Source organism: Longimonas sp. (assembly GCF_046498435.1).
Classification (GTDB): Bacteria; Bacteroidota; Rhodothermia; order Rhodothermales; family Salinibacteraceae; genus Longimonas.
Window position 1 is genome coordinate 1 of the sequence record NZ_JAWOAR010000170.1, and the last position, 11,312, is coordinate 11,312.

Below are 11,312 nucleotides of genomic sequence, written 5' to 3' on the forward strand. Positions count from 1 at the left end.
GCACGCTGGTACCGAACAAGTACGGACCTCATGCCTACGTTGAAGCGCCTTTTCGCATCCAACCGATCCGTTCTACAAAATCACGCACTCACATGGCTTCCTCCTCCGTTCTCATTGAGTCCGTTTCGGGTATTCGGGGTATCATCGCGCGCGGGTTCGACCCTGTCGTCATCGTTCGGTACGGCATGGCGTTTGGCGCGTGGTGTCGTGAACAGGCCGAGGCCCTGGACCGCGAGCCGCTCGTTGTGGTGGGCCGCGATGCGCGTCCGAGTGGCGCAGCATTCCAGCGTATCCTCATGGGCACGCTCCAGAGCATGGGCTGCGATGTGCTCGACGCGGGCCTCGCCCCTACGCCCACCGTTGAAATGGGCGTGCTACAGCACAAGGCCGCGGGCGGCGTCATCCTGTCGGCCTCTCACAACCCGCTCGATTGGAACGCCCTGAAGCTGCTCGACCATAACGGCGAGTTTTTGGATGCCGAGGCCGGAGCAGCGATGAAAAAACGATCTCAGGGGGATGCAGAGGCCGTCGTATCCCACGACAAAATGGGCGCATACACCCAGGCCGATCTCGTGCCCGCCCACATTGACGCCATCTGCACCTTGCCGTACATCGATCCGGCATCCATCGCAACGCGCGACCTCACCATCGTCGTTGACGGCTGCAACTCCGTAGGCGGAGTGGCACTTCCCCAGCTCCTGCAGGAGCTGGGCATCCGCGATGCACAGATCGTGCGGCTCTTCTGCACGCCGAACGGACAGTTCGAGCGCCCGCCCGAACCGCGTCCCGAGCACCTTACCGCACTGGCCGACGCCGTACAGAAGCACAATGCCGACCTCGGCCTCGCCGTCGATCCCGATGCCGACCGCCTGGCCCTGGTGGACAACAAAGGCTGCATCATCCTGGAAGAACTCACGCAGGTGCTGGCGGCCGATTTCCTGTGGCGGCGGCGCGAGGGCGCATTCGCCACGAACCTCTCCTCCTCGCGCGCGATCGACGATGTGGCTGTGCAGTACAACCAGCCGGTGCATCGCTCAGCCGTGGGCGAGATTAACGTAGTGAAGGCGATGAAGTCGCACGATGCCATCCTGGGTGGCGAGGGCAACGGCGGCGTTATCCTGCCCGACCTGCACTACGGACGCGACGCGCTCGCGGGCACGGCCCTCATTGTGCAGCACCTGGCTGCCACCGGCAACACGCTCGCCGAACTCCACGACGCCATGCCCACCTACGCCATGGCCAAAGATAAACTGCCTCTTGACGGACTCGACGTGGAGGCTCTGCTTGCTACGCTCAAATCTGAATACGCAAACGTCTCCAGCGCGACCCTTGACACGACCGACGGCTTGAAGATTGACTTGCCCGAGGGCTGGGTACACCTGCGGGCCTCGAATACGGAGCCGATTCTGCGCGTGTACACTGAAGCGCCCACCCAAGACGATGCGCAATCCCTCGCCGATCGCTTCAAAGAGGAACTGCAGGCGCTGAATGCGTGAATCGAGGCGCTCCAACAAAAAAAGTGGGGGCGTACTTAGACCTTAAGTGATGGCCTTCTGATAAAAACGTTGACTGAGGCAAACGGTCCTCCGTGTATGTGTTTAGCAACTTGTTCCAGATAGCCGGGGACGCAAGCGGTACCGTCTGCGTTTCTGGCGTACACCACGGCCCCCCCTTCGGTATTGCTCTCGCATGGGAAACGCAGGAGCGTTCATTTGCAGAGCCAACGGGGGACCGTTGGCTCCAGTCTATCCCCCCTCAGTCGCTGGCGCAACCGCTTTCCTCTTTGGGGCTTTCCTCTTTGCGGCTTCCCTCTTTGCGGCTTCCCTCTTTAGGGGAGCAATTGGGGGACTGCTGCTTTACCTCACACCTCAACGTCATCCTGACCCACGACGACCGTCGGGGGGGAAGGATCTCGACGCCAACCCTGCACGTGTGGCATGATCCTTCGGTGAAGAGCGCTGGATCTCGGGCAGTTATAGAATCGCGCTAAACACGTACCCTCCGTTCGCCCCCGTCAGCCCTGCCGGAGACGTCCGCGTCAGTCGGCGCTCCCAGTCTCCGACTACGGCATATTTCCTCCATCACTTAGATCACTTAGCATTGAACCGCTACCAAAAGTAGTTTCTCAGCAAACCTGCCCCCAACGGTACCGATAACGTTCGGCACAAGCAGTTGCAGCGCTCACAGGGCATCTCGTCGCGAGGCACAACCAGCATGACGTACGGCCCCTTTGCCTCGTGACGCAGACTGTTCAGGGGCTCTGCCCCGATTCCGTGCAAGAAATAGCAAAGGACCGGATCAAGTGCGTGCCCCCTATCAAGTTACGCCGTTGGGGGGCGCGTTACGCATCAGGCGGCGGCATTGTGATGACGTTGGCATTGAGCGCCTCGCGCGCTTCCTGCACGAGTGGACGATGGCACGTGAAGAGAAAGACCTGGCGCGTGTCCTCCCACGCCCGCAAGAGGCGGTAGCCCGCCTGGCGGCGCGTCGTGTCCCAGTTTACGAGCACCTCATCCAGGCACATGGGCAGCGGCTCGTGACCCGCGTCCAGGTGGTCGACCAGCGCCATGCGCAGCGCCAGGTAGATCTGGTCGCGCGTGCCCCGGCTGATGGGCGCGCTCACCGGTTGTGGGTCGGTGCGGCCTGCCGCGTAAACGACGAGGCGGTCGTCGTCTTCGCGCCACTCGATGCGTGTGTAGCGCTCTTCGGTCAGCGTCGATACGTAGGCCGAGGCCCGCTGCATCACATCGGGCTGATGCCGCGTGCGAACGGCGCGGTCGGCTTCGCGGAGGAGCGTGGCCAGGAGCGTCAGGCGGTCGCGCTCGGTGCGCACGCGCTCCAGTTCGGCATCAATCGACGCAATATCGCTTTCGATGACGGCCATGGTGGGCTGGTCGGCCAGGTCGCGCAGGGTGCGGTCGTGCTCGGCTTTCTTGGCGCGGGCTGTTTGTAGTGCCTCGGCCACTGCGTCGAGACGCTCGCTGCGGGCCACGTGCTCTTCATCGGTGGTGGCCAGCACGGACTCGGGGTCATCGAGCGCGCGGATTTCGTCGCGGAGTTCTTGCCAGTTGGGGTGATGGCGGCGCATGCGTTCGTGGGCCTCGCGGGCGCGCTCGGCAGCGGCGCGGCGGGCAGCCAGCTCGGCCACGCCGTCGTCCCAATCGCCCCCGCCCAGGTCTTCGATGAGCGCACACAGCGCATCGCGTTCGGCCTGCTGCGTGTCTTGCATCGACTGGAAGCGTTCAATGCGCGCTTCGACCATAGGCAGCACGGGCTCGGCATCTTGGGCCGCCTGGATGCGCGCTTTGGCATCGTCGAGCCGGGCTTGCAGGGCATGCACCTGCGCGCGCCAGTCGTCTTGCGTGTCGGTGATATCGGTGCTGTGGGTCGTGCTTAGCAGATCGGTCCAGGCGCTGCGCTCGTCGGCCAGGCGGGTGCGACGTTGCTCTACGCGGGCCTGCGCCTGCTCCACATCGCGCACGGTCTGTTGTAGGTGTTGTAGGTCATGCGCCAGTGCCGGAGTCGGCGCATCGAGGCGTTCGTCGGGAAGCGGAAGCGCGTCGAGCAGCGTGCGGACGTCGCGGGCACGGGCGGCGGCTTCAGACTGCTTGCCTTGCAGGTTGAGGGCGTCGAGGCGCTCGGCGTGTGCGGTGGCACGCTCTTTGGCATGCCAGCCCCAAACCCCTGCCGCAACAAGGAGCGCTCCGGTTACAGACAGGGCCAGCGTAGATCCGGTAAGGATGTACGTGAGCAGCAGCAGCCCTCCGCTTCCCCCTAACGCCCATACGGGGCGCATGGAGGCCGTGCGATCGGGCTGCAGCGTTTCGGCTTCGGCCCGGGCTTCGCGCAAGGTGGCGGCGGCCTCGGTGTAGGCCTGGATGCGGGTGCGCAGTTCGGACAGGCGAAGCGTTTTGACGGGCTCGGCGAAGTCATTCTGCCACGGCTCGCTGAGGCACTCGGCGGCCTGCTCACGCTCGGCGCGGGCGCGGCGCACGGCTTCGCGGTCGTCGGCCAGCGTAGCGCGTTCGGTTTCGATGCGCTCCATGCGCTGCGGCCACGCGGCAATGTCGGCGGCATGGCGAACGAGGGCGTCGTCGGACTCGGTGTGAGCATCGAGCGCGGCCTGGTGGGTACGGCGCTGCTCGCGGAGTTGCTCCAGTTCTTCGGCACGGGCGTCCAAATCGTCCTCTAACGCGGCGCGCTCCTGCTCAGGATCGCCGATGTGGTCGTACGCCGAGAGGTCGCCCGCCTGGGCTTCGTTCGCCTCGATCTGCTTCAGAAACGTGTAGACCGGACGCAGGCGCTCATCGCGGTGCTGGGCGATGCGAAGCTGGGTCTGCTCGGCCTCCAGGGTAGCCATCTGCTCAGCGCATTCGGCACGCGTATGGTGCACGGTGCGCATCTCCTCGTCGCGGGCACGCGCTTTCTGCAGGTCGCGATAGAGACGCTCGCGGTCGGCATGCAGCGCCTGCGCCTCGGGGGTGCCGCGCCGGTCAGGCCGCCACAGTGCGTTGGCTTCCTCGTCGAGTTCGCCAATGACGGCCCGCGCCGGGCGCACCGTGTCGACGCTGACAGCGCCGAGCAGCCGGTCCTGGATTTCGGCCCAGGCGTTCTGCTCGTGCAGCGTCACCAGATCGCCGAGTGTGAGGGCATACACCGTCTCGTAGACCGAGCGCGAGACGTGCGTAACGGGCGGCAATGTTTCGTTATTCAGGATGCGCGTGTGGCCCTCGCCGTCGGTAAGTTGGCCCTGCGGACTGCTCTGTAGGCGGCGTTGCACCGTGAGGCGGTCGCCGTTTTGCAGATGCAGCCCAGCTTCGCCGCTGATGACGGCGCCACTGTGCGGCGCATACGGATGGCGATCGGGCGCGGGCGGGTACAGTCCGTACAGCATGGACTGCACGAACGAGAAGAGCGCGGTTTTTCCGGCTTCGTTGGGCCCGTAGACGATAACGACCGGGGCATCCAATGCCTCGAATGTGCAGTCGCGCAGCGGTCCATAGGCGTCGATGGTGCAGTGGGTTAGGTGCATACGAACGACGTGACGATTGGGGAATGCAGTTGGGTGGGGAGGGTTACTGACTGGAACGTGGATCGAAAAAACGATCGAATCCTTGCGACTGGAGTCCCGATTTCAAACGCTTATCTCCCGTCCACAGAAGCCCGTTCACCTCAATTGTAATGGCGACGTGCGGGGCGTCCGTTTCGTCGATGTCTCGGCAGAGCCTGTACGCTTGCCTTCGGACTTCTGGCGCGATCAAGTTTTCCCTGTACAACTCTACCCTTCGAATTAGTTTATAATAGAGTTGGGTTATCAACTCATCACTCAGTCGGCTCACCTGGGCGATTTTCTCTCTATGATGGAATAGCTCAGTTAACACAAGTTCGTTGACGACAAACCGGTGCTCTCCCTGCAAAATTGTATCTGCAAAGAGCGTATCTGCCCTCAGGAGCGCCGAGAAGAGTATATTGGTATCAACGACAACGATGGGCACGATTCAATCAATATATTTTTCCTTAACCTGATTCCAGACCGCTGCATCGACGTCATCAGCGAGCACGCGTATTTCTTCTGGGGTGATCTCGCTCTTCGTTTGGAGCGCGTTGAGTTCTACATAATCCAGAAGACGCGACAATACCGACGGGTCGACTAACTTACGATCGAATCGGACGACAATTTCTTCTTTGTCATGCTCAATGCGGAACGGCTTCGACATAGCATCCAAGGGTTCTGGCAGATAGGGGAGCACATCGTGATGTATTGGACCCGTTGCTCATGTGCGAGTTCAGTTTTTCGGGATTTGGGTAGCGCTCGGCGCCCCACTACCCGGCACAGTGGCGTGTGGTGAAACACGTTCCGAATGCTTGTGGACCGGTGCGCCACAGGAGCATAACGTTAGATGGAAGGCTACCCCGCATCCACGAGCAGCCGCGCCAGGGCCTCGCGATCGAGTCCGGTGAGCAGAGTACGCAGGTAGGCACGGCGCGCAGCGGGCGTGGCGTGGCCCGGATGCGCCCACGTTACGCGCTCGGCCAGGTCATTCAGGCGGTCGTCGTCGGTGCGGGCCTCCTCAATAAGCGCAAGCACCTCGCCCGCCAGGTGCGGCTCCTCTTCGTGCGGCGCCACCGCTACCGGCGGCGTAAGCATGTCGGGCACGAGTTCTACATCGAGCACATTCAGGCGGGCGGTAAGCTGCTTGGCAAGAGCGCGGCGCTCCCGCTCGTCGTGCAACGTCTCGGCCATGGGGCACGCCCCGCGCAGCCGAGCGCGCACCATCCACTCGGTCGTCAGTGCCTGCTTGTACACCGCCTGAAACGCGTCTTCGATGGCCGTCCCCAGGGCATCGACCGACGCCACGTGCGCCAGGTCGTCGAGCACCAGCGTGTGCCAGCGGATGGGCGCAAACGGTTGCACGGTCACATCCGGCAGGCCGTTCGGGGAGATGCGTACCAGCAAGCCGCCCTTGACGCCGGTTTCGCCTGGATTCCGGCCTTGCAGATTGCCCGCGTAGTAAGCGGACAGCTCCGAGTCGATCTGCTGCCCCCGGTGGACGTGTCCCAGCGCCCAGTAGTCGTACCCGGCTCGCTGTAGATCGGCCACCGTGCACGGCGCGTAGCGGTCGTGGGCCTCCGCCCCGTCGGCGTCCTCCACGTGCGCATGGAGCAACCCTACGGTCGGTACATCGGCCTCTGTATCCGGAAAGCGGATGGCGAGGTTCTCAGACACCTGCGCCCGCGGATGCCCTACCGCCACCACCTGCCCGATGCGCGCGCCATCATTGTTCGTCAGGGGGATGGTGCGGGGTTCGGCGCTTCGTACCAGATGTACATTCGCAGGCCAGTCGATCGAGGCAGCACGTCCGCGCGCCGGGCCGGGGTCGTGGTCGCCAGTGGCATAGACGACGGGGATCGACGCGGCCTCCAGCCGGCGCAGTTGGTCGAGAAGAGCGATTTCGGTTGTGATACTGAGCCGCTCGGCATCGAACAGGTCGCCCGCAATGAGCACAGCGTCGACCGGCTCCTCGATGGCGCGGTCTACCGCGCGCTTGAAGGCGGTCTGCTGCGCCTCACGCAGGCGGCGGCGCAGGTCGAGCGTGCGCCCGGCGTAGATCGTGTCGAAGTGAACGTCGGCCAGATGCAGCAGCGTAAGCATGAACGAAAGCGGTTGGCAGCAGAGAAGAGAGACGAAGGGCGGCGCCTTACCATGTAAAGGTAATACCGTTCGTCCACGACAGCGTCCAGTCCGACACTTCGCCGGGTGGGCGGCTATCGTAGCGCGTTTTGAGCGTGATGCGCAGGGTCAGCGCCTCGGTGATGCCAACGCCCAGGCGCGTTTCGTTGAGCAGCCGCACATCAGCAGGTACAGCCACCCAGGGTTGCACGTACGTGGTGCTTACCAGAAAGGTGCGGTCGCTAAGACGCAGGCGGACGTTCAGGTATTGGCTGATGCGCAGAGCCGTCGTGCGATCGGGGTGGGCTCCGACGCGCTCCGTATCCAGGCGCTCGCGCTCGAACATGGGCGTGGTGCCCAGAAAGAGGCGAGCCGGTTCCGTATCCAGCACGCGGAGGCGCAGTCCGCCCCCCACCAGCGTGCGCAGGTTCAAAAGCGCAAAGCTATCGCGTTCGAGCTGGGTAAACGCCTCGGCCACGAGCGGACCCCCAAACCGGTAGTTATAGCGCAGATGCGCAAAGGCTGCGTCACGGAAGCGGCTTCCATCGCTCTCGCCGTAGCGCACCTCGCTCACAATGAAGGCGTAATGCGGCGCATGCAGCACATCAAGGCGCGCATCGCCCCCGACCTCGATCAGTTCGGTGTTGCCGCTCTGTATAGCCAGCGATCCGCCCACGGCCCCGCCGATGCCGTCCACCTCCAGCTTGCGCATCCGCTCGGTGTTGACTTGGGCGTCGGCGGGATGCGCCAGAAGAATGCCTGCAAGCAGTATAGAGGCGACAAAGCCCCATGGGTACCACGTAGGATCAGGCATCAGGCAAACTGGGCAATGAGGGCGAGTCCGCCAATGATCGCCGCGAGCACAAGCGTAGCGATGATGATCTGTCGTTTGATGCGTCGGTTCATGGCAAAGAGAGCGGTTCGTAGAAAGCACAACGGAATCGGAGGCTGGGGGCCGCGTGCAATACGCGATCCGGAAATACAAGATCGGGCGTAGCCGCACGTTTTGCAAGTGAAAGCCTGGCTTGTAGGCTGCTGCTGCACCGGCTTTTCAACGCGATGCGTTGCATCCCCTCCCCCAAACGCCTACGTTATAGGCTGCACGGCTCGTACGTGCGCATTGCTTTGTTGTGTTTGGCCCTCTCGAATCCCTCTTGATACCGATATGAGCGACCTTTTCGACACCATCGTGTCCCTGTCTAAGCAGCGCGGCTTCATCTTCCAATCGTCTGAGATCTACGGCGGGCAAGCCGCCACGTACGACTACGGTCCGCTGGGTGTGGAGCTGAAGCGCAACGTGCAAGACCTGTGGTGGCAGGAGATGGTGTATGGCCATGGCGATGTGGTGGGGCTGGATGCCGCGATCATGATGCATCCGAAAACGTGGGAGGCGTCGGGCCACACCGAAGCCTTCAACGATCCGCTGATTGACGACAAGGCGTCGAACCACCGCTACCGCGCTGATGAACTGATCGAAGACCACATCCGCGACCTCCGCCAGGATGGCGACATGGAGCAGGCCGAGGCGGTGTACGAGCGCCTTGTGGCCGCGCTCAACAGCGACGACATGGCGGGCGACCTGTACGACATCATTCAGGACGAAGAGATTCGCGCCCCCCGCTCCGGCGCCTTCGACTGGACGCCCGTGCGGCAGTTCAACTTGATGTTCGAAACGCACGTGGGGCCTGTTGCTGAAACCGGCGACCGCATTTTCTTGCGTCCAGAGACTGCTCAGGGCATCTTCGTGAACTTCCACAACGTGCGTGAGCCCGCACGGCAACATGTACCGTTTGGCATCGCGCAGATTGGCAAGGCGTTCCGCAATGAGATTGTGGCGCGGCAGTTTGTCTTTCGGATGCGCGAGTTCGAACAGATGGAGATGCAGTACTTCGTGAAGCCGGGCGAGCAGCTCGATTTCTTTGCGGAGTGGCGCGAGAAGCGCATGGCGTGGCACAAGCGCCTGGGCGTGCGTCCCTCGAAGCTGCGCTTCCACGAGCACGAGCAGCTCTCGCACTACGCCGACGCCGCCGAAGATATCCAGTACGAGTACCCGATTGGCTGGAAAGAGGTAGAAGGCATCCACTCGCGCACCGACTACGACCTGAAGCGGCATCAGGAGTACTCGGGCAAGAATATGACCTACTACGATCCGTTCGAGCAGGAGAAGTACATCCCGTACGTCATCGAAACCTCGGTCGGGCTCGACCGCACGGTGCTGATGCTGCTCTGCGACGCGTACGACGAGGACGAGGCCAACGGCAACGAGCGCACGGTGCTGCGCTTTCACCCCGAGGTGGCGCCCATTCGCGCCGCGATCTTCCCGCTCTCCAAGAAGAAGGGCCTGCCCGACATCGCCCACGAGATCGAGGACGACCTGCGTCCGCACTTCAACGTGATGTACGACGAGCGCGGCTCCATGGGCAAGCGCTACCGCCGCATGGACGAAGCCGGTACGCCGTTCTGCATTACGGTGGACTTCGACACGCTCGACGACCAGCAGGTCACCGTGCGCGACCGCGACTCGATGGAGCAAGACCGCGTCGCCATCGACCAGCTCACCGCCTACATCAACGACCACTCCACCGGCTGGAGCCGCGAGGACGTGTAGCCGTTCGTGTAGGTTTTAGCGTACGGGGGGAGGCGTGGGCCTCTGCCCGTACCCACTGATGCACGCCACACAACGCATAGCCGCTCTGGTGCTGTGTCGCTCTCCATAGCGACCACCGGAGCGGCACGTGCATGGGAGCGCCGCCTGTCTGCACCGCCCATCTTCATTCCTGGGATGCCGGGTCATCCTCTGTGTTGTATGTGCCTAACGCCCACAACGCGCTTTTTCTTTAGCGATCTCCACAGTACACGACAAAACCTGAGCGAGCCTTCACAGAACCGGCATTCCCACTCCCCCGGCACGTCATCCCGAGCGCAGTCGAGGGATCTCCCCGGAATCGGCGGAATCAGACCGCAGAGAGACAGCGATCCGCCCTTATTTCCGCTCGGCTCAAAGAGATTCCCGCAACGGATGACCTGTCGGCCCCTTCGTACAACAGGCATGACCTCCGGCCCTCGCTGCGCTCCTCAGAATGACAAAACCCGTTTCAAACAACGTTGCCAAAACGCAACACGGGCCTCAAAACGCGTTGCAGATACGCAACAGAAAAGAGGGATGAGCCCGACCAGCTCCATCGGCGCAGGCACCACGCGCCCGATGGAGCTTTTTTATTTAGGTATGATGAAGTGGAATAGAGGTTGATGTACAGTTCAGTAGAGCAAGTAGCCAAATCTTTTGTGTAGCAAGCTCCGGCAGCTATCACACAAATATAAATAGTCGATTGAGGTTAAAAAATGCACAATATACACGTTTATATATTCAATTTTTTATATTACCTTACAACATTTTTATTGTTAAATATTTTATGCGCATTCCCTTCCCAAGCACAAATTACTGGTGGTGCCAACTTTGGTTTAAGTATACCCACAGGTGACCTTAAGCAGAGTTTTGATCAGTTGGGATTTGGCCCCACTGTATTCGTTAGGGTAGAATCTCCAGAAGCCCCGATAGGCGTTGGTCTTGATGTATCGTATTTTACTTTCAGAGGGAGCGATCGCAACATACCATCTGCCAATAGACCAGTGGTTGCTACTACATCCCAGAGAATTGTGCAATCGCACCTTGAGTTTCGTTTTTATCTATTTACAACAACCATTCGTCCCTATCTGGGGGGGCTTTTTGGTTTAAAATACATGCACACAGTAACGGAATTTCGAGATCCTCGTGCCTATTCTGAACCGTTCGGCACTTCGATGGATTTTGGTAATTTTGCCTTGAGCGGAGGAAGTACGGCGGGTTTTGAAATCCAGATGATAGAAAATGAGAACGACTTTGGGACCACTTTTTTAAATCTGGGTATCCAGTATTTATTGGGCGGCAAGGCCGAATATCTCGAAACAAGCGATGTCTTCGATCCCGAAAACCCAGAAGTACAACAGTCTGCTACTAACATGCTCGTTCCTTTAATTGGTATCACTTGGCGCCAGTAAGGGAAAAGGTTCGAAGAGCAATCTACTCACTAATATCTTGACATTCTGACAACAATAGTCCATGCAAGTCGAGACACTAGCTGATTACGGTCAGACGCCCATG

8 protein-coding genes are annotated in these 11,312 nt (G+C 61.1%); 3 read left to right on the top strand and 5 right to left on the bottom strand.

Annotated features, from left to right (window positions below):
* Nucleotides 1–92 precede the first annotated feature (92 nt).
* Nucleotides 93–1,496 (top strand): phosphoglucosamine mutase, encoded by a 1,404-nt coding sequence (glmM, locus tag R6U20_RS06250; RefSeq protein ID WP_410337006.1) that lies wholly within the window; start codon nucleotides 93–95, stop codon nucleotides 1,494–1,496.
* Between the two features lie 845 nt (nucleotides 1,497–2,341).
* Here glmM and R6U20_RS06255 read toward each other — a convergent pair.
* From R6U20_RS06255 to R6U20_RS06275, 5 genes are all read right to left on the bottom strand, one after another.
* On the bottom strand, nucleotides 2,342–5,032 hold the full coding sequence (locus R6U20_RS06255) for an AAA family ATPase (RefSeq protein WP_410337007.1): 2,691 nt from the start codon (nucleotides 5,030–5,032) through the stop codon (nucleotides 2,342–2,344).
* Nucleotides 5,033–5,075: 43 nt separating this feature from the next.
* Nucleotides 5,076–5,495, bottom strand: a complete 420-nt coding sequence (locus R6U20_RS06260) for a PIN domain-containing protein (protein WP_410337008.1) — start codon at nucleotides 5,493–5,495, stop codon at nucleotides 5,076–5,078.
* Nucleotides 5,496–5,498: 3 nt separating this feature from the next.
* Nucleotides 5,499–5,717 carry a hypothetical protein gene (locus R6U20_RS06265; protein WP_410337009.1) on the bottom strand — a complete coding sequence of 73 codons (219 nt, stop codon included), beginning with the start codon at nucleotides 5,715–5,717 and terminating at the stop codon, nucleotides 5,499–5,501.
* Between the two features lie 191 nt (nucleotides 5,718–5,908).
* A complete protein-coding gene (locus R6U20_RS06270) occupies nucleotides 5,909–7,153 on the bottom strand; it encodes an exonuclease SbcCD subunit D (protein WP_410337010.1) in 1,245 nt (414 codons plus the stop codon).
* Between the two features lie 46 nt (nucleotides 7,154–7,199).
* A complete protein-coding gene (locus R6U20_RS06275; protein ID WP_410337011.1) occupies nucleotides 7,200–7,985 on the bottom strand; it encodes a DUF481 domain-containing protein in 786 nt (261 codons plus the stop codon).
* Between the two features lie 351 nt (nucleotides 7,986–8,336).
* On the opposite strand from R6U20_RS06275, the gene R6U20_RS06280 reads away from it, so the two are divergent.
* Nucleotides 8,337–9,779, top strand: a complete 1,443-nt coding sequence (locus tag R6U20_RS06280; RefSeq protein WP_410337012.1) for a glycine--tRNA ligase — start codon at nucleotides 8,337–8,339, stop codon at nucleotides 9,777–9,779.
* Nucleotides 9,780–10,513: 734 nt separating this feature from the next.
* Nucleotides 10,514–11,209, top strand: a complete 696-nt coding sequence (locus R6U20_RS06285) for a hypothetical protein (protein ID WP_410337013.1) — start codon at nucleotides 10,514–10,516, stop codon at nucleotides 11,207–11,209.
* Nucleotides 11,210–11,312 lie beyond the last annotated feature (103 nt).

Excerpts from the sequence above, each read along its gene's own strand:
- R6U20_RS06285 (WP_410337013.1), top strand. The coding sequence starts at position 10,514 with ATGCACAATATACACGTTTATATATTCAATTTTTTATATTACCTTACA.
- glmM (WP_410337006.1), top strand. The coding sequence starts at position 93 with ATGGCTTCCTCCTCCGTTCTCATTGAGTCCGTTTCGGGTATTCGGGGT.
- R6U20_RS06280 (WP_410337012.1), top strand. The coding sequence starts at position 8,337 with ATGAGCGACCTTTTCGACACCATCGTGTCCCTGTCTAAGCAGCGCGGC.
- R6U20_RS06275 (WP_410337011.1), bottom strand. The coding sequence starts at position 7,985 with ATGCCTGATCCTACGTGGTACCCATGGGGCTTTGTCGCCTCTATACTG.
- R6U20_RS06270 (WP_410337010.1), bottom strand. The coding sequence starts at position 7,153 with ATGCTTACGCTGCTGCATCTGGCCGACGTTCACTTCGACACGATCTAC.
- R6U20_RS06255 (WP_410337007.1), bottom strand. The coding sequence starts at position 5,032 with ATGCACCTAACCCACTGCACCATCGACGCCTATGGACCGCTGCGCGAC.
- R6U20_RS06265 (WP_410337009.1), bottom strand. The coding sequence starts at position 5,717 with ATGTCGAAGCCGTTCCGCATTGAGCATGACAAAGAAGAAATTGTCGTC.